Raw genomic sequence first — 25,700 nt, forward strand, 5'->3', positions numbered from 1 at the left:
GGATCGGGGCCGTCACGGCCCCCAGGCACCGCACCCCCGATCCCGAGGAAACATCCCACCCCATGAGCTCCGACAAGCACAGCAGCTGGTCCTACACCGAGGCCTTGCCCGTCGAGGACGACGTGATCACCCGGGCGCGCGAACGCGCCTACGAACTCGGCGTCGAACCAGTCGGCCCCGGCATCGCGTCGCTGCTCCAGGTCCTGGCCGCCAACTCGAAGGCGCGCACCGTGGTCGAGGTCGGTTCCGGGGTCGGCGTCTCGGGCGTCAGCCTGCTGCGCGGGCTCTCGCCACAGGCGGTGTTCACGACCATCGACATCGACGTGGACCACCTGAATGCGGCGCGCCAGGCCTACCTCGATGCGGGCATCCCCGCCAACCGCACGCGCACCATCGGCGGCCGCGCCCGGGACGTGCTCCCCCGCCTGACCGACGGCGCCTACGACCTGGTGTTCATCGACGCGGACAAGCCCAACCTCGTGGACTACGCCGAGCACGGCGTCCGGCTCCTGCGCGTGGGCGGGATGCTGATCATCAACGACGCGCTCGACGGCGACCGGGTCCCGCAACCGGCGGTCCGCGAGCGCAGTACCGTCGCCGCCCGGCAGATCGGACGGATGCTGCGCGAGAACGAGGACCTGGCGGTCACCACGGTGCCCACCGGCAGTGGCCTGCTCCTGGCGGTGCGCACCGCCTGACCCGCCTGCCGGGCCGCATCCCGGGCACGCAAAAGGCAGGAACCCGGCCGCTGCCGCCGTTCCTGCCTTCTACCTTGTTCCGGTTCTCGCGGAGACGATCAGCCGGTGACGCCCACCAGGCAGGCCTTCAGCTCCGCTGCCTCGTCCGCGTTCAATTCAACGACCAGGCGCCCCCCACCGTCAATGGGAACCCGCATGATGAGGCTACGGCCTTCCTTGGTAACCTCCATGGGGCCATCCCCGGTACGCGGTTTCATCGCAGCCATTAATGCTGACTTCCTTCCTGGATGTCACGGTCCCACCCGGGCCCGCGGATCGTCTGTGACGAGGGCGAGGTTCGACGCCCCCATCTTTTCAACCTGCACTTCACATTATTCCGGAGAATGGTTCGTGGTGCTAATCACAGGTCCACGCCGTGTCGCATCGAGCTCCTCCTGGAGCCGGTCGATTTCACCGGCCAACACCGCCAGCACCTCGTCGACCTGGTCGCAACGGTAGCCACGCAGGCCCACACCCAGGCGCATCCGCGCAATGTCCTCCGCCGCCGGCCGCTCGGGGAGCAGTACCGGAGGCAGCGACGGCACCGATTCGGCCAGGCCAAGGATCGGCCCGCCTGAGGACGGCTCGGGCCCGTTCCCGGCCCGTCGTTTGCCCACGGCCAGGAAGACCACCGCGCCGATCAGCACGACGCCGGCGAACACCAGCAGGTATTGCATGGCTAGGCCTGCCCGGTGGACAGGTCGTGGCCCCGGGTGGCCCACTGCACGGCCTCGACCGGGTCGTCGGTGAGGCGGATGAGATCCAGGTCCGCGGTGGAGATCGCCCCCTCCTGTGCCACGGTGTCGCGCAACCAGTCGATCAGCGGGCTCCAGTAGCTCACGCCCAACAGCACGATCGGGAAACTGGTGACCTTCTGCGTCTGGACCAGCGTGAGCGCCTCGAAGAGCTCGTCGAGCGTCCCGAAGCCACCGGGCAGGACGACGAAGCCCTGCGAGTACTTCACGAACATCGTCTTGCGGGCGAAGAAATAGCGGAAATTGACCCCGAGGTCGACCCACTCGTTCATGCCGGTCTCGAAGGGCAGTTCGATCCCCAGCCCGACCGATACGGCGTCCGACGCAAAGGCGCCCTGGTTGGCCGCCTCCATCGCCCCCGGCCCGCCCCCGGTGATCACGGCGTAGCCGGCCTCGCCCAGCAGCCTGCCGACGGCGACGGCCTGCTCGTAGCTCGCGGATCCCCGCGGGGTCCGGGCGGACCCGAACACGGCGATCGCGGGCCCGAGATCGGCCAGCGTGCCGAACCCCTCAACGAACTCGCTCTGGATGCGCAGCACGCGCCAGGGGTCCGTGTGGGTGAAGTCCTCACCGGACGGACCGGATTGCAGGAGCTGTTGGTCCGACTGCGCGACCTTGGCCTGGTCCCGGCGCAGGATGACCGCCCCCTTGCGCCGGGCCCGTTCCTGGAGCGCTTCCGACGTCTGACGTGGGTCTGGGGAGTCTGGCATGGTTTCAGCCTAGTCCCGCGGGCGCATTTCCTGCTGACAGTGGAAAGTTTTGTAAAGATTTGGTCACCAACCCCTTCAGGCTCCATTGTGTCGCCCATTACATCGACTACGCTTCACTCCATGAGCAATTCATCGCGCACCGGCACCGAGTCGACGGCAGGGGCGCCCGTCGTCCTGCTTGAGAAGGTCAACAAGCACTACGGCGCCCTCCACGTACTGCAGGACATCGACCTGGAGGTCGCGCGCGGCGAGGTGGTGGTCGTGCTGGGTCCTTCAGGATCCGGGAAGTCCACGCTGTGCCGGGCCATCAACCGGTTGGAGACCATCGACGACGGTTCCATCCACATCGACGGCAAGGAACTGCCCGAGGAGGGCAAGGCACTGGCCAAGCTCCGCGCCGATGTGGGCATGGTCTTCCAGTCCTTCAACCTCTTTGCCCACAAGTCGATCCTGGAGAATGTCTCGCTGGGACCCATCAAGGTCAAGGGCGTGCGGAAGGCCGAAGCCGAGAAACTCGCCATGGAGCTGCTCGAACGCGTCGGCGTGGCCAACCAGAAGGACAAGCTGCCGGCCCAGCTCTCGGGCGGACAGCAGCAGCGGGTAGCCATTGCCCGGGCCCTGGCGATGCGGCCGAAGGTCATGCTCTTCGATGAGCCCACCTCGGCGCTTGACCCGGAAATGATCCAAGAGGTCCTGGACACCATGGTCGGCCTGGCCAAGGAGGGCATGACCATGATCGTGGTGACCCACGAGATGGGTTTTGCCCGCAAGGCAGCCGACCGCGTCGTCTTCATGGCCGATGGCCAAATCGTCGAACAGGCCACCCCCACGGAATTCTTCACCAACCCGCAAAGCGACCGGGCGAAGGACTTCCTGGGCAAGCTCATCACCAACCACTAACCACCAACTACGCACCTGCGTCCGGGTCTCACTCCCCGGAACACAACACAAGGAGAAGCACATGCGCAAGACCGGTTATGCATTCGCCGCCATGGCGGCGGCCGCGGCCCTGACACTGACGGCCTGTGGCGGTGGATCCGGCGATGACGGCGGAGACAAGGTCAAGATCGGCATCAAGTTCGACCAGCCCGGGCTCGGCTTCAAGGACGGCGACACCTACAAGGGTTTCGACGTCGACGTTGCCAAGTATGTTGCCAACGAGCTCGGCTTCCCGGAGGACAAGATCGAGTTCGTCTCGGCCCCCTCGGCCAACCGCGAGACGATGCTGCAGAACAACCAGGTCGACATGATCTTTGCGACCTATTCCATTACCGATGAGCGCAAGAAGGTCGTCGACTTCGCCGGACCATATTTCGTCGCCGGCCAGGACCTGCTGGTGAAGAAGGGCAGCGACATCACCTCGCCGGAGGACCTCAACGGCAAGAACCTCTGCTCCGTCACCGGCTCGACGTCGGCGCGCAAGGTCAAGGACAAGTACGCTTCCAAGGTCAACCTGCAGGAACTGCCCGGTTATGCCGAGTGCGTGACCCAGATGGCCGGCGGCACGATCGACGCCGTCACCACCGACGACATCATCCTTGCCGGTCTGGCCGCCCAGCCGGCCTACCAGGGCAAGTTCGAGCTGGTCGGCAAGCCGTTCTCCGAGGAGAAGTACGGTGTGGGCATCCCCAAGGGATCCGACAAGTGCGAGGACATCAACAAGGCCATCACCAAGATGATCGACTCCGGTGAGTGGAAGAAGGCGTTGGAGGCCAACACCGAGGGAACCGGCTACACGCCGAACGCCAAGCTGAACCCGCCGAAGCCCGAGGCCTGCGCCTAGGCCATCCCGCGACGTCCCCGGCCATCCCGGGGACGTCACCAGCACCGGGTGGTGCCGGCCCTGCGGGCCCACCCGGCGCCGGGCCCCACAGTGCCCCGGAAGCACGGTCACCCAGATAAAGGCAGACAGTGGACACTTATCTTTCAATCTTCACCGAGTACGACATTCCCGGCGCTTTGTGGGTCAACATCCAATTGACCTTTTTCGCCGCCATCGGCGCGATGATTCTGGGCACGATCCTGGCCATGCTGCGGATCTCGCCCGTCGCCAGCTTCGCGGCCATTGGCACCTCGTACGTGAACATCATCCGCAATACCCCGCTGACCATCATCATCTTGTTTGGTGTGCTGGCCCTGAACGGCCAGCTGGGCCTGAATCTGGGCGGCGGCTTCCAGGAGAACTTCTTCCGGCTGGCCATCATGGGCCTGGCCATCTACCACGCGGCCTTTGTCTGCGAGGCGATCCGATCGGGCGTCAACACGGTCCCGTTGGGCCAAGCCGAAGCCGCACGGGCCATCGGATTGGCCTTCATGCCCGCCGCGCGCATCATCATCCTGCCGCAGGCCTTCCGCGGTGCCATTGTCCCGCTGGGCAACGTGCTCATCGCCCTCATCAAGAACTCCACCGTTGCGGCGGTCGGGTCCGTTTCCATCGAGGCGTCGTCCGTGATGCGCAACATGCTCGATGTCCGTGCCGACATCGTCCTTCCGATCTTCCTGACCTTCGCCGCGGGCTTCGTGATCATCGTGATTCCCGTGGGCCTGCTCACGACCTGGCTTTCCAAGAAACTGGCGGTGTCCCGATGAGCGCAACAGTCCTGTTTGACACGCCGGGCCCCAAGTCCCGACGGAACATCCTCGTCATCAACATCGTCGGCGCGCTGATCATCGTCGGATTGTTGTGGTGGGTGATCGCCGGCCTCGCCGCCAAGGGCCAGATGCAGGCCTCGCAATGGGACGACTTCCTCCGGGCCGACACCTGGCTCGACTACCTGCTTCCCGGGCTGGCCAACACGCTGAAAGCGGCAGCCCTGGCCATCGTCGGTTCGGTCGTCTTTGGGCTGATCTTCGGTATTGGGCGCCTCTCCACCAACCGCCTGATCAACGTCATCTGCTCCGTGGTCGTGGAATTCTTCCGGGCCGTCCCCGTGCTCCTGATGATCGTGTTCTTCAACATCTTCTTTGCACGGACCCTCGAAATCTCCACTAACAGCGCGATGTGGGCGGTCGTCGCGGCGCTGGTGTTCTACAACGGTTCAGTGGTGGCCGAGCTGATCCGTTCCGGCGTGCACAACCTGCCCAAGGGGCAGCGGGAAGCCGGCATCGCGATCGGCCTCACCCGCGGCCAGTCCCTGCGCATCGTAGAGATCCCGCAGGCCCTGGTGGCCATGCTCCCGGCACTGATCGGGCAGTTCGTGGTCATCCTCAAGGACTCCGCGCTGGGCTACATCATCAGCTTCAACGAACTGCTGTTCTTCGGGCGGACCTATTCCTCCCCCAACGGCAATGTGCTGCAGGCACTCATAGTGGTCGCCGCGGTGTTCATCGTCATCAACTTCACCCTGTCAAAGCTGGCAACGATCGTCTCCCGTCGGCTGTCCAGCCGCGGCGAGACCACGACCCGCCCCGGGGCGCAGCCCCTCGTGGGCGGCCCGGCCGGACTGGAATCGGTCGAGCCCGGCGGCGGCAAGCCCACCCCGGACAAGCCCTAGCCGGACGCGGGACCTGAAACGGTCCGCCACGCAGCCTGAAGGCCCCGTTCCCTCCCGGGATCGGGGCCTTCATGCTGCAGACCAGGAGATGGTGGACCACCGTCCCCAGGGGATCAGGCGGCCAGCCACCGGTACAGGGCGTCGTGGCAGTCACGGATCGCCTGGGCGTCCACATGCTCGTTGTCCGTATGGGCCAGCAGGGCATCCCCGGGGCCGAAGTTCACCGCGGGGATCCCCAGGGCGGAGAAGCGGGCGACGTCGGTCCATCCGTACTTCGGTTTCGGCTCGGCACCCACGGCGGCCACAAAGGCGGCCGCGGCCGGGTGGTTCAATCCGGGGCGGGCCCCGGGTGCGCCATCGGTGCGTTCGATCTCGTACCCCTGCAGCAGGCCGCGCACATGGGCCTCCGCCTGCTCGACGCTCTTGCTGGGGGCGAACCGGTAGTTGATCTCCACCTCCGCCGCATCGGGGATGACGTTCCCGGCCGTGCCGCCGGTGATCCGCACGGCGTTCAGGGACTCCCGGAAGGCCAGGCCGTCGACATCGACCGTGGCCGGTTCGTGGGCCTGCAGGCGGGACAGGACATCGGCGAGGTCGTGGATCGCGTTGTGGCCCATCCAGGCCCGGGCCGAGTGGGCTGCGGTGCCGCTGGTGCGCAGCAGGAACCGGGTGGTGCCGTTGCAGCCGCCCTCGACGGTTCCGTTGGTGGGTTCGAGCAGGATGGCGAAGTCCGCCTGGAGCAGCTCCGGGGAGTGGCGCATCAGCCGTCCGAGGCCGGATTTGGAGGCCTCGACCTCTTCGTGGTCGTAGAAGATGAACGTGATGTCGCGGTTCGGCTCCCTGAGCCCGGCGGCGATGGCCAGTTGGACGGCCACCCCGCCCTTCATGTCGGTGGCTCCGCGCCCGTAGAGGACCTCGCCCTCCCAGGAGGAGGGGACGGTGCCACGTGACCCCGGCGTCGTCGGCAGCGGCACGGTGTCCAGGTGCCCGGCCAGCACCACCCGCTCGGCACGACCCAACCGGGTGCGGGCCACGATGGTGTCACCGTCCCGATGGGTTTCCAGGTGGTCCAATGTGCGCAGGTAGGACTCCACGGCGTCGGCGATGGCCCGCTCGTTGCCGGAGACGGACTCGATGTCCATCAACGCCTGCGTGAGCAGGACCACGTCGGTGCCCTCGGGCAGGCGGGGATCGGCGGTTTCGGGGGCGGGCACGGCGCTCTGTTCAGTCACGGATCCAGCCTATCCCCTGCGGGCCCGGCTACCATGGGAGGCATGACTTCCACCCCGGCCCAGCCCAGTCCTGCCGTCACCGACTCCGCCGCCCCGGTACGCATCGCCTCCGCCTCCGGCCTGGCCACGATCGCCGCCGATGGGACCGTCCTGGACGTCTGGTTCCCGTCGCCGGTCCTGGCCCCGCTGGACGAGGCGCCCCGGCTCTCCGGCGAGCTGGCTGCCGTCGCCACGGATGATCCGGATCGCGGAACCACCCAGCAGGTCGTCGAACTGGAGATCAACCTCGACGTGGCCCCCGCCGACACCGCCGACGTGTGGTTGCGCCTCCACCTGCTCTCGCATCGGCTGGCCGCCCCGAACACCATCAACCTCGACGGGATCTTCGGCTTCCTGGCCAACGTCGTGTGGACCAACTTCGGGCCCTGCCCGGTGGAGGACTTCGAGCGCATCCGCTTGCGCCTGCGCCCCCGCGGCCAGGTCACCGTCTACGGGGTGGACAAGTTCCCGCGGATGGTCGACTACGTGCTGCCCCAGGGCGTGCGGATCGCCGACGCCGGCCGCGTCCGCCTGGGCGCACACCTGGCCGAGGGGACAACCGTCATGCACGAGGGCTTCGTGAACTTCAACGCCGGGACCCTCGGCTCCTCCATGGTGGAGGGGCGCGTTTCCGCCTCCGTCGTGGTCGGCAACGGGTCCGACGTCGGTGGCGGCGCCTCCATCATGGGCACCCTCTCCGGGGGCGGCAAGGAGAAGATCACCATCGGTGAGCGGGTGCTGCTCGGCGCCAACTCCGGGGTGGGCATCTCCATCGGCGACGACTGCGTCGTCGAGGCGGGCCTCTACGTCACCGCTGGCACGCGGGTGCAGCTGGGTGGCCAGAGCGTGAAGGCCCTCGAGCTTTCGGGCGTGCCGAACCTGCTGTTCCGCCGCAATTCCACCTCCGGTGCCGTCGAGGCCCTGGCGCGTGAGGGGCAAACCGTGGAACTGAACTCGGCGTTGCATGCCAACTGACCTGCGCGACAGCGTCTTCTCGCTGTCGACGCACTCCTCCGGTGCCCGTCCACCGACCGGACCGCTGCACCGGCGCCATCGGGGGCTGCGCGCCTTCATGGCGATCGTGCTCGGTGTGGGTGTCGTCTCCGGCGGCGTCTACGCAGCCTCCCACTTCCTGACCCAGCAGGAGACCCTGGTCCGCGAGCGCTGCACCGCAGTCGTCGGACCGGATGAGCACCAGCTCGACCCGGACCAGGCGGCCAACGCCGCCCTGATCGCCGCCGTGGCCGTGCGGCGGGGCATGCCGGCCCGCGCGGCGACGATCGGGATCGCCACGGCCGTCCAGGAATCGAAGCTGCGCAACATCGACTACGGGGACCAGGCCGGACCCGATTCGCGCGGGCTGTTCCAGCAGCGGCCATCGCAAGGCTGGGGCACGCAGGCGCAGATCATGGATCCGCTATACGCGGCGAACCGGTTCTACCAGGAGCTGGAGACCTTCGACTACCGGTCCATGCCGATCACCGAGGCGGCACAAAAGGTCCAGCGCAGCGCCTTCCCGGAGGCCTACGCCGACCACGAGCCCGAGGGCCGGGCCTACGCCTCCGCCCTCACCGGCTACTCCCCCGCTTCCCTGAACTGCGTCCTGCGCCGGCCCACCGCCGCCGGCGACCCCGCCGGGACCGCCGCGCAGCTCACCGCCGCCTACGGCGACCTGCCCGTGACCACACGAACCCACAGCCTGACGGTCCGCGCCGCGGACCAGCGCGGCTGGTCGGTGGCACAGTGGGCCGTCGCCAACGCCTCGGCCCGGCAGATCATCTCCGTGAGCTACTCCGGGTTGTTGTGGAACCGAGCGGAACACCAGTGGGTTCCCGCCGCCACGGAATCCTCCCGCGTGGTCATCACCTTCGCCGATTCCGCCGCGACCTAACGCCGACCGGCGCCCCCTCCCCCGGCGTCAGAGCAGGAAGCGGATCACCGGTTCCAGGAAGCTGCGGTACAGCTCGGCATCGCGGGGCAGGTCCTGGCTGAGGATCACCGTATCCGGGTCCACGAACCAGGCCCGGCGCTGGGACAGCGGCAACTCCACCATCTTCAGATCCATCGACCGCGGGGCGCGGTCCAATTCCAGGGCACGCTCGGTGATCATCTCCTCCAGCAGCCGGCGCCGGCCGTTGGCATGGTGTTCCGAACTCACCTGCGTGTACTCGGCCTGCCGCTCGCGGCTCCAGCTCAGGGCGGAACCATAGTGGGCACGCAGGACCCGTTGCAGGGTCGGTGAGTCGGCGAAGTAAGGAAAGCCCGGCGGGGAGAACATGGTCTCCACGGACGGGTCCTGGCGCACGATGCGGTGCCACCAGTCCTGCCATTCCTGCCGCAGCTCGGCGGCCCGGTAACCGGAGACCTCCCCGGCGGCGTGGGGTTTGACCGGCGGGGACAGCGGGGCGATCTCCGGGCTTCCGGAGTGCTCGATGCCCGCCAGGTCGCGCACATACAGCGCGAGCAGCATCGGCCCGTGGCTATGCGCCGAAACCTGCCACCCCTCGCCACGGAATTCGTACATGTGGTCGTCCTTTGTCCGTCGAACCCCTTCCAGAATAGGCCCGTCCGCCGGATCCGGGTAGCACCGCACCAAAACGGCGGCCGCCTCCCCGAAGGGTGGCGGCCGCCGTCGTGCAGTGGGGTGTCCCCGGGTCAGAGCCCCGGGTAGTTGCGCTCGGGCTCGCCCACGTAGAGCTGGCGCGGGCGCCCGATCTTCAGGGCGGGGTCCTGGGCCATCTCGCGCCACTGCGCGATCCAGCCGGGCAGCCGGCCGATGGCGAACAGGACGGTGAACATCTTCTCCGGGAAGCCCATGGCCTTGTAGATCAGGCCGGTGTAGAAGTCCACGTTCGGGTAGAGCTTGCGCTCGATGAAGTAGTCGTCCGCCAGGGCCCGCTCCTCCAGCCGCATGGCGATGTCCAGCAGTTCGTCGTTGCCGCCGAGCTTGCCCAGGATGTCGTGGGCGGTGGCCTTGATGATCTTCGCGCGGGGGTCGTAGTTCTTGTAGACCCGGTGCCCGAAGCCCATGAGGCGGACGCCGTCCTCCTTGTTCTTGACCTTCTCCATGAAGTCCTCGGGCTTGATGCCGTCGGCCTGGATGCCGCGCAGCATCTTCAGCACCGCCTCGTTGGCGCCGCCGTGGGCGGGGCCGAAGAGGGCGCTGATGCCCGCGGAGATGGAGGCGAACATGTTGGCGTTCGACGAGCCGACGAGGCGGACCGTGGAGGTCGAGCAGTTCTGCTCGTGGTCGGCGTGCAGGATCAGCAGCTGGTCCAGGGCCTTGACCAGGTCCGGGTCCAGGTCGTACGGCTCGGCGGCGATGCCGAAGTTCAGCCGCATGAAGTTCTCGACCAGGTTCATCGAGTTGTCCGGGTAGAGCAGCGCCTGGCCGACCGACTTCTTGTGGGCGTAGGCGGCGATGACCGGGACCTTGGCCAGCAGGCGGATGGTGGAGAGCTCGACCTGTTCGTCGTCGAAGGGGTCCAGCGAATCCTGGTACCAGGTCGACAGGGCCGACACGGCCGAGGAGAGCACCGGCATCGGGTGCGCCTCACGCGGGAAGCCGCCGAAGAAGCCCTTGAGCTCCTCGTGCAGCAGCGTGTGGCGGCGGATCTTCTGGTCGAATTCCTCCAGCTCGGTGGCCGAGGGGAGGTTCCCGTAGATCAACAGGTACGAGGTCTCCAGGAAGCTGGACTGCTGGGCCAGCTGTTCGATCGGGTAGCCGCGGTAGCGCAGGATCCCGGCGTCGCCGTCGATGTAGGTGATGGCGGACTTGGTGGCCGCCGTGTTCATGAAACCGGGGTCGTACGTGACGTTGCCGGTTCCCTTGAGCAGCGAGGCGACATCGAAGCCGTCATTGCCCTCGGAGGCGGACACCACCGGCAGCTCGAGCTCGTTTCCCGCATACGCCAGGCGGGCGGAATTGTTATCCGTCATGGTTTCTCCTTACCGGAGTACATAGTTGTACAAACAAGCAGTAATCAGGGCCAACGGTACCGCTCCGGGGGCCCGCTCCGCTAATTGGCGCGACGTCCCGTGGCGTGCGCCGCGGCCTCCAAACGGCCAGCCGCGGCGGCGATCCGTTCGTCGGCCGCGGTCAGCGCGATGCGCACGTAGCCGTTGCCGGCCGCCCCGTAGAACGTGCCCGGCCCGGCCACGATGCCCAAGTCCGCAAGCCGTCCGATGGTGGTCCAGGTGTCCTCCCCGGCGGTCGCCCACAGGTAGAGCCCGGCCTCGGAGTGCTCGATCCGCAGTCCGAACGCCTGAAGTGCCGGAACCAGTCGTGCCCGACGGGCCCGGTAGCGGTCCTTCTGCTCGGCCACGTGGGCGTCGTCGCCGAGGGCGACCCGCATGGCCTCCTGGACCGGGTAGGGCACGATCATGCCCGCGTGTTTGCGCGAATTGACCAGATGCGGCATCAGTTCGGGCGCACCGGCGACGAACGCGGCCCGGTAGCCGGCCAGGTTGGACTGCTTGGACAGCGAGTAGACCGAGAGCAGGCCGGTGTGGTCCCCGCCGGAGACCCGGTCATCCAGGATGCCGGGGATGCCGACGCCGTCCCAACCGCCCCAGCCGAGCTCTGCGTAGCACTCGTCGGAGGCGACGACGGCGCCCAGCGAGCGGGCCTGGGCGACCAGGGTGGCCAGGGAGTCGACATCGCGCACGATGCCCGTCGGGTTGCCCGGGGAGTTCACCCAGATGAGCCTGACGCGTTCGCGCACCGCGGGGTCCAGGGTGTCCAGGTCATCGGCGGCCACAGGCTCGGCGCCGGCCAGTTGGGCTCCGATGTCGTAGGTCGGGTAGGCCACCAGCGGTCGGACGACGACGTCCCCGGCGCCCAGGCCCAGCAGCAGGGGCAGCCAGGCAACCAGTTCCTTGGAGCCGACGGTCGGCATGACGTTCGCCGGGTCCAGCCCGGTGGTGTTCCGCCGTCGTGCATACCAGTCGGCAATCGCCTGGCGCAGTGCCGGGGTGCCGTGCGTGGTCGGGTACCCGGGGGCGTCGGCCGCCGCGGCCAGGGCCTCGCGGACCAGCGCGGGGGTCGGATCGACGGGGGTGCCGATGGACAGGTTCACCACGCCGTCCGGGTGCCGGGCGGCGCGTTCCTGGTAGGGGGCCAGGGCGTCCCACGGGTAGTCGGGAAGGATCAGCATGCGGGCGGGCCCGGCTCAGGCGCCGGCCTGCGGGGGCAGGACGGAGATGATCGGGTGGTCGGTGTGGGTGTTGCCGATCTTGGCGGCACCGCCCGGCGAGCCCAGCTCGTCGAAGAACTCGACGTTGGCCTTGTAGTACTCCGCCCATTCCTCCGGGGTGTCGTCCTCGTAGTAGATCGCCTCCACCGGGCACACCGGCTCGCAGGCGCCGCAGTCCACGCATTCATCCGGGTGGATGTAGAGGGAGCGTTCACCCTCGTAGATGCAGTCGACGGGGCATTCCTCAACGCAGGCTTTGTCCTTCACGTCTACGCACGGCTGCGCGATGATGTACGTCACGGTACCCGGGGCCTTCCTTTGCTGTTCGCCTCAAATCCTCGCGGCACCCGACGGCACCGCCATCCTCCAGCTTAGTCCCGATGCCACCCGGTGGCCGAAGCCGCCGGGCCGCGGGCCCGGTTACGATGGGCACATGCCAGCCGACTTCCTCGCCACCCTGGCCGCCGGGGAGCGCATCGTGGTCCGCTTCCGGCTTGCCGGGCCCTCCCCCGCGCTGCACGACGACGGTGCTGCCGCGGCACCGCGCACACCGCACCTCAGCGACGTGATCGGCACGTTTGTTTCGCTGGAGGACGGGGTGCTCACCCTCCAGACGCGGTCCGGAACGGCCACCGTCGCCACCGCGGACATCACCCACGCCAAGCGGGTTCCCCCGCCGCCGCAGCGGCGCCGGCCCCGGTAGCGCTAGGAGGCGCCGCCGTCGTGCTCCTGCTCGGCGGGCAGCGCACGCATCCGCGACAGCGGCGAGAGCAGCAGCGGGAGCACCCCGGCGAGGCTGCCGGCAACGCCGATCCACAGCGCGGCGCCGATCCCCAGGGCCGTGCCCAGGAACCCGGCCAGCAGCGAGGCCACCGGCATGACGCCCCAGACGATGAAGCGGATGGAGGCGTTCATGCGACCGAGCAGCCGCGGCGGGCAGATCTTCTGGCGCATGCTCACCTGGATGATGTTGTAGACCAGCACCCCCATGGTCATGACGAACATCGCGGCGGCCAGCACCGCAAACGACGGGCGCAACCCCCCGGCGAGGATCGACAGCGGGAAGCCGGCCATGCCCACGGCCGTCAGCAGGGTCCCCGTCACGAGGGAGGGCCCCTCCCCCAGCCGGGTCGCCACCCAGGGGGTCAGCGAGGCGGCGAGCAGCCCGCCGACGGCACCTGCGGAGTAGATGAAGCCCAGTTCCACGGTGTTCAGGCTCAACGTGCGCAACGCCAGGATGGGCAGCAGCGTGAAGACGATGGTGCTGAAGAAGTTAATGGTGCCGGTGGTCGCGGCGATCGGCCCGATGAGCGGATGCCGGACGACGTAGCCCAGGCCCTCGCGGATCTCCTCGACCAGCCCGACCCCTGGCCGGCGGACCGCCGGGCGTTCGTCGTCCCTGACGCGGGAGAGGCACAGTGCGGAGACGAGGTAGCCGATCGCCTGGCCGATGAAGAGCAGCGGGGCGGCCAGCAGGATCAGCAGGCCGCCGCCGACGGCCGGGCCGGCCAGCCGCGAGACCTGGCCGGTGGTCTCCAGCTTGGCGTTGGCCTCGGAGATCTGCTCGCGCTGGACCAGTGCCGGGATGTAGGACTGGTAGGACACATCGAAGAAGACGTTGGCGATGCCCACGACGGCGGCGATGACCCACAGGTGCCAGACCTGCAGGAGGTCCTGGTACCACAACAGCGGGATCACCAGCATGGCGGCCACGCGGACCAGGTCGGCCCGGATCATGATGCGGCGCTTGAAGAAGCGGTCCACCCACGCGCCCACCGGGAGCCCGACGACCAAAAACGCCGCCGTGTTGGCCGCGTTCAGGACACCGACCTCCCATTCCGTGGCCTGCAGCAGCGACACGGCGAGGACTGGCATGGCGACCGCGCCGAGTTGCGCACCAAATTGGCTCAGCGTCTGGCCGAGCCAGAAGACCAGGAAGTTCCCGTCCCGGCGCAGGGGCGCAGGAGGCGGCGACGGCGGTGGTTGATGCGACGGCATGGTCCCCCCATGGACCCGTTGCTTACCGCCTGGAGCCGGTTGAGACTGAGGCCCAGAAGAGGTCATGAAACCCTGCCATGCGATTTGGTGTTGTCAATCAGTAACGATATTTATCGTATGCTGAACATATGGCATCAGATGACGAGCTGCAAGCACGTGCGCGGGCGCTGAGTTCGCCCATCCGTCTCCGGATCCTGCGTTTATGTCTGCATAAGTCGCGGACCAACAAGGAAATCGCGGACCTTCTGGACATCAATCCGGCCACATCGCTACACCATGTCCGCACGCTGCTCGGCACCGGTTTCCTCGAGGCGGAGGAGCCGCGGCGGGGCAAGCGCGGCGCCAAGGAGGTGCCGTACCGCAGCACCCGCATGTCGTGGGGCACGAAGCTACCCGACGCGGCCCCGGTGCTGCTGGAGACGTTCCTGCAGGAAATCAACGGCCTGGCCCCGGACGAGATCCAGGTGATGCGGGTCGGCCTGAAGCTGTCGGAGGCCGACCAGCGCGAGCTGCTTTCGCGGATCAAGGACGTCATCTCCGACTACGCGCTGCGTCCGGCGGACGATGAGGGCGTGGCCACCTCGCTGTTCGTCGCCCACCACCTGGACCAGACAGCCAACTGAACCCGGCGGCGCCGCCGCAGTGTGGTCAGGCCGGCGGGAGGTTCCCGGATCGGGTCCGGCGGGACCGCGAACGCAGGCCACCGGCCGTGATGACCAGGGCGACGATGGTGGAGACGGCGATGCCGTAGGTCCACAGCGTCCCGGCCAATGCGGGGCCGGGCAGCGCCTCGTGGTTCGACCAGCCGACCAGCAGGTGGTTGTGCACGTCGAGCCCCGTCCAGGCGACCAGCACGTAGGTGATCACCCCGCAGGCGGCGGCCGCCCACACCCGTTCGGAGTACAGGCCCGCGACCACCGCCAGGGAACCGGCCATCAGCAGGGCCAGGACGGCTCCCCAGGGCAGCGGGGTGTCCCCGGCGTAGACGATCTGCGCCTGCAGGATCGTCCCGAAGACAGCCGAAAGCACCCCCGCCACGATGGCGACGAGGGTGCCGACGACGACCGGGGCGACCCGGTTGCCGGTGCTGCTAGGCGCGGGCACGGGAGCGGGCGGCCTTGCCGCGCTCGCTGACGTTGAGGATCAGCTTGCGGATCCGGATGGCCTCCGGGGTCACCTCCACGCATTCGTCCTCACGGGCGAATTCGAGGGATTCCTCGAGCGTGAGATTGCGCGGCGGGGTGAGGTTCTCGAAGGAGTCCGAGGAAGCGGCACGCATGTTGGTGAGCTTCTTTTCCTTCGTGATGTTCACGTCCATGTCGTCGGCGCGCGAGTTCTCGCCGACGATCATGCCCTCGTAGACCTCGGACGTCGGCTGGACGAAGAAGCTGCCGCGTTCCTGCAGGTTGATCATCGCGAACGGGGTCACGACACCGGAGCGGTCGGCAATCATCGAGCCGTTGGTGCGGTATTCGATGTCACCGGCCCACGGCTCGTAGCCGTCGGCGATCGACGCGGCGATGCCGGCGCCGCGCGTGTCGGTGAGGAAACGAGTGCGGAAGCCGATCAGGCCGCGGGCCGGGACGGTGAATTCCATGCGGACCCAGCCGGTGCCGTGGTTGGCCATGTTGACCATGCGTCCCTTGCGGGCGGCGAGCAGCTGGGTGACGTTGCCCAGGTATTCCTCGGGCACGTCGATGGTCATCAGTTCCATCGGCTCGTGGATCTTGCCGTCGACGGTGCGCGTGACGACCTGTGGCTTGCCCACGGTCAGTTCGAAGCCCTCGCGGCGCATCTGCTCGACGAGGATGGCCAGCGCGAGTTCGCCACGGCCCTGGACCTCCCAGGCGTCCGGACGTTCGGTCGGCAGGACCTTGAGCGAGACGTTGCCGACAAGCTCCTTGTCCAGGCGGTCCTTGACCTGGCGGGCGGTGACCTTGGCCCCCTTGACCCGCCCGGCCAGCGGGGAGGTGTTGATACCGATGGTCATGGAGATCGCGGGGTCGTCGACGGTGATCAGCGGCAGCGGCTTCGGGTTCTCCAGATCGGTGAGCGTCTCGCCGATCATGATGTCCTCGATGCCGGCGACGGCGACGATCTCACCCGGTCCGGCTTCCTCGGCGGGGACGCGGCTGAGGCCCTTGGTGGCCAGCAGCTCGGTGATCTTCACGCTCTTCAGCTGTCCGTCCTGGCGGGCCCAGGCAACCTGCTGGCCCTTGCGCAGGGTGCCGTTGACGATGCGCAACAGGGCCAGTCGGCCCAGGAACGGCGAGGCGTCCAGGTTGGTGACGTGTGCCTGCAGGACCTCGTTGGGCGTGTAGGCCGGGGCGGGGACGTGCTGCATGATGGTCGCGAACAGCGGCTCGAGGTCTTCGCTGTCCGGCAGTTCGCCGTCACCGGGCTGGTTCAGCGAGGCGCGGCCTGCCTTGCCGGAGGCGTAGACGACCGGCACGTTGAGCACCGAGTCCAGGTCCAGGTCCGGCACCTCGTCGGCGAGGTCGGACGCCAACCCGAGCAGCAGGTCCATGGAATCGGAGACGACGCCGTCGATGCGGGCGTCGGGGCGGTCGGTCTTGTTCACGACCAGGACCACCGGCAGCTTGGCCGTCAGGGCCTTGCGCAGCACGAAACGGGTCTGCGGCAGCGGGCCCTCCGAGGCATCGACGAGAAGCACGACGCCGTCGACCATGGACAGGCCGCGCTCGACCTCGCCGCCGAAGTCGGCGTGGCCGGGGGTATCGATGACGTTGATGGTGACGTCGTGGCCGTGGGCCGCCGGGCCGGAGTAGAACACCGTGGTGTTCTTGGCCAGGATGGTGATGCCCTTCTCGCGTTCGAGCTCGCCGGTGTCCATGACGCGTTCCCCGGAGTCGCCGTGCGCCGAGAAGGCGCCGGTCTGCGACAGCATGGCGTCGACCAGCGTCGTCTTTCCGTGGTCGACGTGGGCGACGATGGCGACGTTGCGAAGATCTTTGCGCGTTGCGCTAGTGGTTTCCGGGGAAAGATCTGACATGCGTTAAGGCTCGCTTCAAGTTGTATTTTTTGGGGTCGGTGACGTGGGGCCACGGCTGACCCAAGAGTCCAGTCTAGACCGTGATGAAAAATTGACCCAAACACGCTGGCGCGTCGCCCTGCGCCGGAGGACGATCGGGCGATGATGATCCGCATATCCCCGCGGCGCCCGCGGGTCGGGTAGAGGGGTAGATCACATGGCTGCTGGCAGCTGGCGCCACCAGGTGGGCGCCATGGGTGCCGTCACCCTGCTGGCAGCCGTCCTCGTCGTCCCGTCGGCCGCGGGCCCGGCGATGGCCCACGGAGGCGTCCCCGCGGACGTGCACGGCCCCGTGGGCACCTTCGCCGCAGGCCTGTCGGCGGCGGGCCGGCCGGCGGCGGGGAACGTGGTCGTCAATGTCGACACCGGCAGAGGCGAACTCGTGGTCCCCGATCCGTCGTCCATGGCCGTGCTCATCGGCGATTCCCAGGCCGATGGGGCCGCCGGAGTCCCCGGCAGCCGGACGTGGCCGCAAGTGGCCCTGCGCGCCGCGGGCTACACGGTGGCCTTCCGGGGACGGGGCGGCACCGGTTACGCCACCGGCAACGGCCACGAACCCGACTACGTGACCGCGTTGCGGCAGGAGCGGTGGCTGCTCCCCCACGGCGACGTGGGACTCGTGGTCATCGAAGGTGGCGGCAATGATGCCCGCACCGGCGCCTCGGACGCCGCCATCGCCACCGCACAAGCTGCCCTCGTCGCCGAGCTGCGGCGCAGCTACCCGCACTCGCCCCTGGTCATCATCGGCACGCTGGCGCGCTCGGCAGGCGACGGTGGCGGTCGACGCCACCAGGTCGATGACCTGTTGGGTCGAACGGCGGAGGCCCAGGGGGTTGCCTTCATCCCCGTCGGGGACTGGCTGACGGTCCACGACCTGGGAGCGCATCTGGCCGACCAGGTCCATCTCGACGCCGAGGGGCATCGGCTGGCCGCGCGCGCCCTGTTGCAGGCCCTGGACGACGGCGGGTTCGCCCGGCAGGCCGGTGCGGCCGCGTCGACGGGCCGGCCCCAGCCGGTCATTAAATGTCGGACGCCGCACCTCCCCCCGGGGTGCGGCGTCCTGGTCGTGGGCGGCCACAAGGGCCGGAGCGTCGCCTAGGAGGCCTCGCTGTCTGCGAGCAGCCGGGCGCGCAGTTCGCGACGCTCGCGCTGGGCTTCGGGATCCGGCACCGGCACCGCCGCCATCAGGCGCTGGGTGTACAGGTCCTTCGGACGCCGAAGGATGTCGTCACGGCTCCCCTGCTCGACGATGCCACCGTGGCGCATCACCACGATGTGGTCGGACAGGATGTCGATGACGCCGAGGTCGTGCGTGACGAACAGGCAGGCGAACCCCATTTCCGCCTGCAGGTTCTGGAACAGATCCAGGACCTTTGCCTGCACCGAGACGTCCAACGCCGAGGTGGGCTCGTCGGCAACCATGAGCTGGGGTTCCAGGGACAGCGCCCGGGCGATGCCGACGCGCTGCTTTTGCCCGCCGGAGAGCTCGTGCGGGTAGCGGTTGCGGTAGTTGCGCGGCAGTTCGACCTGGTCCAGCAGGGTTTCGATCTTCTTTTGCAGGGCAGCCCCCTTGGCGACCTTGGCCAGGAACATCGGTTCCCCGATGGATTCGCCGATCGGCAATCGGGGGTTCAGCGAGCTCGAGGGATCCTGGAAGACCATGCCGATCTGGCGGCGCACGTCGAAGAGCTCCCGGGACGTCGGCTTGAGGCCAAAGAGCTCGGTTCCGTTGACTTTCAGGGACCCCTCGGCCACCGGGAGCAAACCGACCGCGGCCCGGCCGATAGTGGTCTTCCCGGAGCCCGATTCGCCGACGAGGCCAACGACCTGCCCCTGGTGGACGGTGAGGTTGGCGCCTTCGACGGCCCGGAAGGCGGGGACCCTGCCCTGCTTCGGGTATTCGATGGTAACGTCCTTGAGCTCCAGGACGACCCGGCGCTCATCGATCACCGCTGCCCGCTTCCGGGCCTCTTCGGCCTGGGCCAGCAGTTCGCGCTCGCGGATCTGCAGGGTCTCGTGGTCCACCGAGTCCAATTCGGTGCCGGTCGCCGCGGCGACGGCGGCGGAGATGTCCACTGCCGACGCGGCGTCGGCACCGGTACCGAGCTTCGGTACCGCCGCGAGGAGTGCCTGCGTGTAGGGGTGCTGGGGGTTGTTGAAGATCTCGTGCGCGGTGCCATGCTCGACGATGCGTCCCTGCCGCATGACGGCAATGCGGTCGGACAGGTCGGCGACGACGCCCATGTCGTGGGTGATGAGCACGATGGCCGAGTTGAGCTTGTTGCGCAGGTTGCGCATGAGGTCCAGGATCTCGGCCTGGACGGTGACGTCGAGCGCGGTGGTGGGTTCGTCGGCGATGAGCAGCTTGGGATCGCAGGAGAGCGACTGGGCGATCATCGCGCGCTGGCGCTGCCCACCTGACAGCTGGTGGGGATAGGACTTGAACGCCTTGGCGGCGTCCGGCAGCTCGACGAGCTCGAGCATCTCCAGCGCCCGCTTCTCCGCCTGTGACGGGGAGATCGGGTTGTGCAGGCGCAGGGTCTCAACGATCTGGAAGCCGACGGTGTAGACGGGGTTCAGCGCCGTCATCGGCTCCTGGAAGATGACGGCGACGTCGTTGCCGCGGACCTGGCGCATCTTCGACCCGGAGAGCCCCAACAGCGACTGCCCGTTGAGCTTGACCTCGCCGCGGACCCGGCTGTTCGTGGGCAGCAGTCCCAGCAGGGCCATGGAGCTGGCCGATTTTCCCGAACCCGACTCGCCGACGATGGCCAGGACTTCGCCGGCATTCACGTAGTAGTTCAGGTCGATGGCGGCCGGCACCCATTCCTTGTCCACGCCGAAGTCCACCGACAGGTGGCTTACTTCCAGCACCGGTTGGTTGCCTGCCTGCGTGGCGCCCGTGTCGGGGAGGTTATTTATGCTCATCTGGTTCTCATTTCCTTCCGGCGGAGTACCCGGCGCCGAATCGGCCGTGGGCTCGTGTGGCGCCGATTACATGGCTGCCGATAATCCTGAAACTATGGGGGTTATGACTTCTGCTTCTGCGACAACCGGCGACTTCACCTTCAGCCCCCGCGGGCCGCGGGTCCTTGCGGTGGCCCTGATGGTCCTGGCCGGTGCCGGTGCCATCGCGATCCTGGCCACCGGGAACCTGCAGACCTGGCCGGCCTGCCTGCCAATGGTCCTGGTGGGCTATGCCGCCTGGTTGATGTTCTGGCTCCCCCGCGTGGTGGTCCACGAGGCGGGCGTGACGCTGGTCAATCCACTGCAGACGCTGGTCGTCCCGTGGTCGACGATCATCATGGTCGATACGAAGTACGCCATGACGCTGGTGACACCGAAGCGCCGCTACTCGGCCTGGGCGGCGCCCGCCCCCGGCGTGATCTCCGCCCTGCGTGATGCGCGCAGCTCCGTGAAAACCGAAAAACGGGATGGCACCGGCGCACGCTACATGAGTGTCCGTCCCGGGGACCAGCGCAGCAGCGATTCTGGTGTCGTGGCCGCCGTCGTGCGCGCACGACTCGAACGCCTGGCCGAGGAGGGGAGCCTGGATATCGAGGCCACGGCCAACACCCGGGCGACCCGGAGCATTCATTGGTTCCATATCCTTGCCTTCCTAGTCCTCATCGTCCTGAGCCTGACGATTCCTGCTGCGCTGATCTGATCTGGCGCCGTGCCGGGACGTGGACCCCGGCACGGACCGGATCAGGCCCGGTGGGACGGGCCATCTCCCGGATCGTCCGTCTGCGGTCTCGACGGCCCGGTTCCGCCCTCGGTCCGCTCGGCTATGGCCGCCGCGGAGGCCGAGTCCTTCACCGCCGAACCGTGGATGCCGCTTTCCTTGGCCTTCTTGGAGTTGAACTTCTTCTGGCGGGGGTCGAAGGCGTCACGCAGTCCATCGCCGATGAAGTTGATGGACAAGCAGATCGCCACGATGAACAGACCCGGGAACCAGAACAGCCATGGCCGGGTGCTGAAGGCCTCCTGGTTGTCGGAGATCAGCGAGCCCAGTGACACGTCCGGCGGGCGAACACCGAGGCCCAGGAACGAGAGCGCGGTCTCCAGCAGGATGGCCGCGGACATCAGCAGCGTCACGTTGACGATGATGACGCCGACGGCGTTGGGCAGGATGTGCTTGAACATGATGCGGGTGTTCGAGGCGCCGGCGATGTGGGCGGCGTCGACGAACTCGCGTTCGCGCAGGCTGAGGAATTCACCGCGGACCAAGCGGGAGAGCCCCGTCCAGATGATGACGCCGATGAAGGCGCCCAGGGTGATGGTGGCCATGTTCCCGCTCACGTGGGTTCCGGCGATGCGGCCCAGGACGGCGGCGAGGATCAGCAGCGGGATGATGATGATGATGTCCACGATGCGCATCAGCACGGCTTCGATCCAACCGCGGAAGTAGCCCGACAGGGCCCCGACGACGACGCCGAGGAAACCGCCGACGACGCCGATGACGAACATGATGATGATCGACTGCTGGGTCCCGCGCATCGTCATGGCGAAGTAGTCGCGTCCGATGCGGTCCTGTCCGAAGGGGTGGTCGCCCCAGTTGAACAGGTTCATGAAGGTGGGGCGGCCGCCATTGATCTGCGTGCTGAATTCCTCGTAGGTGTAGTGCCACCATCCCGGGACCCCGAGGAAACCGATGGAGGTGAACGCCATGAGGGCGATCAGGACGAAGACGACAATCGATACGACGGCGGGGGTGTTGCCGATGAAGCGCTTGCGGACGATCGCATTCTGGGACAGTCCCTTGACATCCTCGGGGACGGATTCCGCCTCGAGGTCCTCCGGTAGTTGCCCGGAGGGTGTGACTGGATTGGGCGTGGTCATGCTTTAACCCTTACGCGTGGATCGAGTACGGAATAGGCCAGGTCGGCGATGAGGTTGAAGACCAGGGCCAGCAGGCCGGTGATCAAGAAGACGCCCATGACCGGATTGGGATCGGGGATCGGCAGCAACGAGGCGACAAAGAGGTTGCCCATGCCGGTGAAGGCGAAGACCCGCTCTGTGATCACCGCACCGCCGATGAGGCCGCCGATGTCGAAGGCCACGAGGGTGGCCAACGGGATCAGCGCGTTGCGGAAGGCGTGGCGCATGACGACGGTCCGCTCCGGCAGTCCCTTGGCCCGGGCGGTGCGGATGTAGTCCATCTGCATGATCTCCAGCATGGAGGCCCGCGAGTAGCGCGAGTAGCTGGCCAGGGACACGAGGAGCAGTGCCACCGTCGGCAGCAGCAGGTGGGTGAAGTTGTCCAGGTTGTGGATCCACCAGTTGCCTTCGAGGTTCGGCGTCGAGGAGCCGATCGTGGCGATCGGGCGGCCGCGGATGCGGCCGTTGCTGAAGTAGTTCGGCCACTCGACCATGAAGCGGTCCAGCAAGACCAGCCCGGCGACGAAGAAGGCCGTCAGGGATGCGGCCCGCATGGACTGGCCGCGGTCGAAGCCGCCCATGAAGAACCCGACGACGCAACCGATGAGGATGGTCGCCACGGCCAGACCGAGGATTCCCCAGCCGGTGATGTTCGAGAACAACGGGTTCAGGACGTAGTAGGCGATGAGGCCGACCGGGACCATGATCAGCGACGAGTAGAGCGCCTTGCGGTTCTTGATGCCTGCCGTCAGCTGGGTGACGAGGTAGGCGATGCCGAGTCCGAAGACCAGGATCAGGATCGGTCCGAGGCCCGGGGAACGGAACCAGCCGGTGACCGAGAGCGCCACCATCAGGCCTGCGGTCACGACGGCGCCGATGGCGAAGCCGATGAGGCGCCGCACCATGCTGCCGCTCATGAAGAGCACGACGACGATGCCCATGCAGATCGCGGTGATGATCACACTGGTTGGACTGAAGACGGGGTCCCTGAGGAAGTCGTTGAACCCGATGGCGCCGAATTCCTTGAGCAGGACCGCGAGCCAGAAGATCGGCAGCGAGAAGAACAGGAACGCCATGAACGTCACCGAGTAGTCCAGGGTGCTGTACTGGCGCAGGGCGGTGATGATGCCCAGCGCAATGCCGATGACGATCGCCAGCACCGTGGCGGCGGTGATCAACAGGATGGTCTGCCCCATTGCGCGACCCAGCGCATCGGTGACCGGCTCCCCATTGATGGCCGTGCCCAAATCGCACTTGCCGATGAACGGCACCACGCACTGTGCGGCACCGCCCAACCACTTGAAGTAGCGCAGCGGCGGGGGCGTGCCGAGGTCCAGCAGCGCAACGCGTTGCTGGATCAGCTGTTCCTTGTTGGGCGCGTTGCTCTCGCGGAGATCCTGCAGCGGGTCGCCAGCGGCGGCCGTGAGCTGGTAGACGACGAACGACGCACCGAGGAGGATCAGGACGGCGGTGACGAGACGCCGGATGATGTAGGTCACCATGAAATTTAGCCTCTTGGTAGAAGATCCCGGGGATCACCCGGTAGTACTTTCGCTGAAGTGTAGTTCACCTCACAGCACCCGGGAAGCAGGGAAATCCCAATCACTTCCCTAGGCCCGGTCAAGGAACTACGCGGAACGGGCAGGGCCCGGACCAATCGGTGGAAGCCCTTCCACCGCAACTTTCTCTGGCGCAATGAAGCGCCGGGACCGCGGAGCTTGGTCCCGGCGCCTCAGAGGCACTTACGTCCGGTTACCTGACGCTGTTACTTCTTCAGGTTCCATTCCCAGAAGTTCCACCAGACGCCGGTCTGGTTGGGCATGTACTTCACGCCCTCGAGATCCGAGGAGTAGGCGTCCACGCCCACCGACTGGAACAGCGGCAGCCCGTAGTACGAGTCCCAGATCAGTTTGTCGATCTTGACCTGCAACTCCGTCTGCTTGGCCTTGTCAGTGGTGATGATCAACTCGTCCATCAAGGCATCTGCTTCCTTGCTGGAGAACTTGTTGAAGTTCGACGCCGAACCGCTTCCGAAGATCTGCGGTACGCCGGTCACGCCGACGCCGGCGGAGATCCAGCCGAAGATGGTGGCATCGTAGGTACCGGTACCCAGGGCACCGCCCCATTCGGAGGCTCCGAGGCCACCGTCGACGACCTTGAAGCCCGCCTTCTTGGCCGAAGCCGCGATCAGCGAGTAGGAGTCCGAACGGTTCGGGTTGTCCTTGTTGTACATGAGGCGGACCGTCGGGGTCTTTCCATCGAGCAGCTTCTTCGCGGCGTCGATGTCGGCCTTCTGGTAGTTCTCCGAACCGTTGGTCTTCGCCGCTTCCTCGTAGCCGTCGTTGGCCGGGACGAAGAGCTGCGAATCAAGCGGCTTGGCTTCGGGCTTCAGCTTCTTGATGATGGTGTCGACGATCTGCTGTCGCGGGACCGTCTTCATGAACGCCTGGCGGACTTTCGGGTCCTTGAAGACGCCGTTGTAGTTCAGGTCCAGGTGGTCGTAGGCGAGCTGGTCTCCCTTTTCCACGACGACCTGGTCGCCCAGTGCGTCCAGCTGTTCCAGCGTGTCGGCGGAGGCCTGCGGCGCGATGATGTCCACTTCGCCGTTCTTCAGGGCCTGCACCTGGGCCGGAGCCTCGCCGATGTAGCGGACGACAATCGAGTCGACCTTCGGCATCGGGCCCCAGGTGTAGTTCTCGTTGCGGACCAGGGTCATCGACTGGTTGGGCACGATCTTGTCCACGATGAACGGACCGTCGGAGAGGTACAACGACTTATCCGTGGGCAGGGACTTGGTGTCGTAGCCCGTGTTCCAGAACTTGGCGACCTTCTGCAGATCCGCGTTGGGCTTGGCCGGCTTGGCCTGGTCGCCCTTGGGCAGCGTGGTGAGGAGCTTGGTCAGGTCCTCCGTCTTCATGCCCGCCTTTTCGGCCGCGACATGGGCCGGCGTCATCATGCCGAAGGAAGTCTCCCAGTCCGCGAAGGGCTTTGAGTACTTCAGGGTGATCGACCGGTTGTCGTCCCCGATTTCGGGCACGTCGGTCAGGGCGAGGCCGGAGGTGTCGCCCGCATAGTCGAAGTAGTTCGTTCCGCTGACCACCTCGCCGGCGTCGTTGGCCTTCGCGTCATTGAACCGACCGGATTGGATGGCCCAGGCAAAGATCATGTCATCGGCATTAACGGGCTCGCCGTCGGACCACTTGACGCCTTCGTTGATCGTGTACTTGACCGTCAACGGGTCCTCGGAGACGACCTCGTACTTTCCGAACTTCTCGTTCTTGACAACCTTCAGGTTGTTGTCGATGTAGTTGAAGTCGGACTGGGTTGTGTAGGCGATCTTGGAGTTGATGTCCACGTTGCCTTTGGCCGTGTTGTCGTTGAACGAGCTGAACGCGTTCACCTCGACGACACGGACCTCGCCACCATTGCCGGCACTCGCAGCTTCGCTGCCGGCAGACGATGAACTACTGGTGCCCGTGCTGGCAGCGCAAGCGCTTAGCGCCAGGGCGGCGGTCGCGCCGATCGCGACTGCCTTGGAAATACGCTTGAAACGCATTCCGCCTCCTTGTGTTAGGTGTGTTCTCCAGCCGAGCTCTGCACTTGACTG

26 protein-coding genes are annotated in these 25,700 nt (G+C 67.0%); 11 read left to right on the top strand and 15 right to left on the bottom strand.

Annotated elements, in window-relative coordinates; translation table 11 throughout:
- Nucleotides 1–62: 62 nt before the first annotated feature.
- A complete protein-coding gene (locus AC1MEQ_RS03390) occupies nt 63–698 on the top strand; it encodes an O-methyltransferase (protein ID WP_479793945.1) in 636 nt (211 codons plus the stop codon).
- A 98-nt stretch (nt 699–796) separates the two neighbouring features.
- Here the strand turns inward: AC1MEQ_RS03390 and AC1MEQ_RS03395 are convergent, their stop codons facing one another.
- From AC1MEQ_RS03395 to AC1MEQ_RS03405, 3 genes are all read right to left on the bottom strand, one after another.
- Nucleotides 797–964: a DUF3117 domain-containing protein gene (locus AC1MEQ_RS03395; RefSeq protein WP_479793946.1), complete on the bottom strand. Its 168-nt coding sequence runs from the start codon at nt 962–964 to the stop codon at nt 797–799.
- A gap of 105 nt (nt 965–1,069) precedes the next feature.
- Complete coding sequence (locus tag AC1MEQ_RS03400; RefSeq protein WP_479793948.1) at nt 1,070–1,414, bottom strand: DivIVA domain-containing protein; 345 nt, start codon at nt 1,412–1,414, stop codon at nt 1,070–1,072.
- Nucleotides 1,415–1,416: 2 nt separating this feature from the next.
- Nucleotides 1,417–2,202, bottom strand: coding sequence for an LOG family protein (locus AC1MEQ_RS03405; protein ID WP_479793950.1), 786 nt, complete (start codon nt 2,200–2,202; stop codon nt 1,417–1,419).
- A 120-nt stretch (nt 2,203–2,322) separates the two neighbouring features.
- Here AC1MEQ_RS03405 and AC1MEQ_RS03410 point away from each other — a divergent pair, with 120 nt between their 5' ends.
- The 4 genes from AC1MEQ_RS03410 (at nt 2,323) to AC1MEQ_RS03425 (ending at nt 5,696) form a co-directional block, all read left to right on the top strand.
- Nucleotides 2,323–3,102, top strand: coding sequence for an amino acid ABC transporter ATP-binding protein (locus AC1MEQ_RS03410; protein WP_479793952.1), 780 nt, complete (start codon nt 2,323–2,325; stop codon nt 3,100–3,102).
- Between the two features lie 61 nt (nt 3,103–3,163).
- Nucleotides 3,164–3,985: a glutamate ABC transporter substrate-binding protein gene (locus AC1MEQ_RS03415; protein WP_479793953.1), complete on the top strand. Its 822-nt coding sequence runs from the start codon at nt 3,164–3,166 to the stop codon at nt 3,983–3,985.
- A 128-nt stretch (nt 3,986–4,113) separates the two neighbouring features.
- Nucleotides 4,114–4,791: an amino acid ABC transporter permease gene (locus AC1MEQ_RS03420; protein ID WP_479793955.1), complete on the top strand. Its 678-nt coding sequence runs from the start codon at nt 4,114–4,116 to the stop codon at nt 4,789–4,791.
- The gene (locus AC1MEQ_RS03425; RefSeq protein WP_479793957.1) at nt 4,788–5,696 is read left to right on the top strand and encodes an amino acid ABC transporter permease; all 909 of its coding nucleotides are present in this window, start codon (nt 4,788–4,790) and stop codon (nt 5,694–5,696) included. Before AC1MEQ_RS03420 ends, AC1MEQ_RS03425 begins: the two co-directional genes overlap by 4 nt.
- Before the next feature lie 113 nt (nt 5,697–5,809).
- Here AC1MEQ_RS03425 and dapE read toward each other — a convergent pair whose 3' ends face one another.
- Nucleotides 5,810–6,838: a succinyl-diaminopimelate desuccinylase gene (gene dapE / locus AC1MEQ_RS03430; RefSeq protein ID WP_479796036.1), complete on the bottom strand. Its 1,029-nt coding sequence runs from the start codon at nt 6,836–6,838 to the stop codon at nt 5,810–5,812.
- Between the two features lie 132 nt (nt 6,839–6,970).
- Between dapE and dapD the strand changes: the two genes are divergently transcribed.
- Nucleotides 6,971–7,942: a 2,3,4,5-tetrahydropyridine-2,6-dicarboxylate N-succinyltransferase gene (gene dapD, locus AC1MEQ_RS03435; RefSeq protein WP_479793959.1), complete on the top strand. Its 972-nt coding sequence runs from the start codon at nt 6,971–6,973 to the stop codon at nt 7,940–7,942.
- A gap of 97 nt (nt 7,943–8,039) precedes the next feature.
- Entirely contained in the window at nt 8,040–8,858 is an 819-nt protein-coding gene (locus AC1MEQ_RS03440; RefSeq protein WP_479796038.1) for a hypothetical protein, read from the top strand.
- Nucleotides 8,859–8,885: 27 nt separating this feature from the next.
- Here the strand turns inward: AC1MEQ_RS03440 and AC1MEQ_RS03445 are convergent, their stop codons facing one another.
- The 4 genes from AC1MEQ_RS03445 to fdxA all read right to left on the bottom strand — a co-directional run bounded on the left by AC1MEQ_RS03445 (nt 8,886) and on the right by fdxA (nt 12,462).
- On the bottom strand, nt 8,886–9,491 hold the full coding sequence (locus tag AC1MEQ_RS03445) for a hypothetical protein (RefSeq protein WP_479793961.1): 606 nt from the start codon (nt 9,489–9,491) through the stop codon (nt 8,886–8,888).
- A gap of 131 nt (nt 9,492–9,622) precedes the next feature.
- Nucleotides 9,623–10,906 (bottom strand): citrate synthase, encoded by a 1,284-nt coding sequence (locus AC1MEQ_RS03450; protein ID WP_479793962.1) that lies wholly within the window; start codon nt 10,904–10,906, stop codon nt 9,623–9,625.
- An 80-nt stretch (nt 10,907–10,986) separates the two neighbouring features.
- Nucleotides 10,987–12,123: a succinyldiaminopimelate transaminase gene (dapC, locus tag AC1MEQ_RS03455; RefSeq protein WP_479793964.1), complete on the bottom strand. Its 1,137-nt coding sequence runs from the start codon at nt 12,121–12,123 to the stop codon at nt 10,987–10,989.
- Nucleotides 12,124–12,138: 15 nt separating this feature from the next.
- Complete coding sequence (gene fdxA, locus AC1MEQ_RS03460; RefSeq protein WP_343900434.1) at nt 12,139–12,462, bottom strand: ferredoxin; 324 nt, start codon at nt 12,460–12,462, stop codon at nt 12,139–12,141.
- 133 nt (nt 12,463–12,595) lie between these two features.
- On the opposite strand from fdxA, the gene AC1MEQ_RS03465 reads away from it, so the two are divergent.
- Complete coding sequence (locus tag AC1MEQ_RS03465) at nt 12,596–12,865, top strand: putative acetyltransferase (protein ID WP_479793966.1); 270 nt, start codon at nt 12,596–12,598, stop codon at nt 12,863–12,865.
- A gap of 2 nt (nt 12,866–12,867) precedes the next feature.
- Here AC1MEQ_RS03465 and AC1MEQ_RS03470 read toward each other — a convergent pair whose 3' ends face one another.
- A complete protein-coding gene (locus AC1MEQ_RS03470; protein ID WP_479793968.1) occupies nt 12,868–14,160 on the bottom strand; it encodes an MFS transporter in 1,293 nt (430 codons plus the stop codon).
- A 128-nt stretch (nt 14,161–14,288) separates the two neighbouring features.
- On the opposite strand from AC1MEQ_RS03470, the gene AC1MEQ_RS03475 reads away from it, so the two are divergent.
- On the top strand, nt 14,289–14,783 hold the full coding sequence (locus AC1MEQ_RS03475) for an ArsR/SmtB family transcription factor (protein WP_479793970.1): 495 nt from the start codon (nt 14,289–14,291) through the stop codon (nt 14,781–14,783).
- 25 nt (nt 14,784–14,808) lie between these two features.
- Here the strand turns inward: AC1MEQ_RS03475 and AC1MEQ_RS03480 are convergent, their stop codons facing one another.
- Nucleotides 14,809–15,264: a hypothetical protein gene (locus AC1MEQ_RS03480; RefSeq protein ID WP_479793972.1), complete on the bottom strand. Its 456-nt coding sequence runs from the start codon at nt 15,262–15,264 to the stop codon at nt 14,809–14,811.
- Complete coding sequence (gene typA, locus AC1MEQ_RS03485; RefSeq protein WP_479793974.1) at nt 15,251–17,173, bottom strand: translational GTPase TypA; 1,923 nt, start codon at nt 17,171–17,173, stop codon at nt 15,251–15,253. The genes AC1MEQ_RS03480 and typA overlap by 14 nt, the downstream gene beginning before the upstream one ends.
- Before the next feature lie 196 nt (nt 17,174–17,369).
- Between typA and AC1MEQ_RS03490 the strand changes: the two genes are divergently transcribed.
- Complete coding sequence (locus AC1MEQ_RS03490) at nt 17,370–18,311, top strand: SGNH/GDSL hydrolase family protein (RefSeq protein ID WP_479793976.1); 942 nt, start codon at nt 17,370–17,372, stop codon at nt 18,309–18,311.
- Here AC1MEQ_RS03490 and AC1MEQ_RS03495 read toward each other — a convergent pair.
- Nucleotides 18,308–20,140 carry an ABC transporter ATP-binding protein gene (locus AC1MEQ_RS03495; RefSeq protein WP_479793978.1) on the bottom strand — a complete coding sequence of 611 codons (1,833 nt, stop codon included), beginning with the start codon at nt 20,138–20,140 and terminating at the stop codon, nt 18,308–18,310. The two genes, AC1MEQ_RS03490 and AC1MEQ_RS03495, sit on opposite strands and share 4 nt — an antisense overlap.
- Nucleotides 20,141–20,243: 103 nt before the next feature.
- Here AC1MEQ_RS03495 and AC1MEQ_RS03500 point away from each other — a divergent pair, with 103 nt between their 5' ends.
- The gene (locus AC1MEQ_RS03500; protein WP_479793980.1) at nt 20,244–20,879 is read left to right on the top strand and encodes a PH domain-containing protein; all 636 of its coding nucleotides are present in this window, start codon (nt 20,244–20,246) and stop codon (nt 20,877–20,879) included.
- A 41-nt stretch (nt 20,880–20,920) separates the two neighbouring features.
- Here the strand turns inward: AC1MEQ_RS03500 and AC1MEQ_RS03505 are convergent, their stop codons facing one another.
- The 3 genes from AC1MEQ_RS03505 to AC1MEQ_RS03515 all read right to left on the bottom strand — a co-directional run bounded on the left by AC1MEQ_RS03505 (nt 20,921) and on the right by AC1MEQ_RS03515 (nt 25,649).
- The gene (locus AC1MEQ_RS03505) at nt 20,921–22,054 is read right to left on the bottom strand and encodes an ABC transporter permease (RefSeq protein ID WP_479793982.1); all 1,134 of its coding nucleotides are present in this window, start codon (nt 22,052–22,054) and stop codon (nt 20,921–20,923) included.
- On the bottom strand, nt 22,051–23,595 hold the full coding sequence (locus AC1MEQ_RS03510) for an ABC transporter permease (RefSeq protein WP_479793983.1): 1,545 nt from the start codon (nt 23,593–23,595) through the stop codon (nt 22,051–22,053). Before AC1MEQ_RS03510 ends, AC1MEQ_RS03505 begins: the two co-directional genes overlap by 4 nt.
- A gap of 263 nt (nt 23,596–23,858) precedes the next feature.
- Complete coding sequence (locus AC1MEQ_RS03515) at nt 23,859–25,649, bottom strand: ABC transporter family substrate-binding protein (RefSeq protein WP_479793985.1); 1,791 nt, start codon at nt 25,647–25,649, stop codon at nt 23,859–23,861.
- Nucleotides 25,650–25,700 lie beyond the last annotated feature (51 nt).

Source organism: Arthrobacter sp. ASL1 (assembly GCF_056680475.1).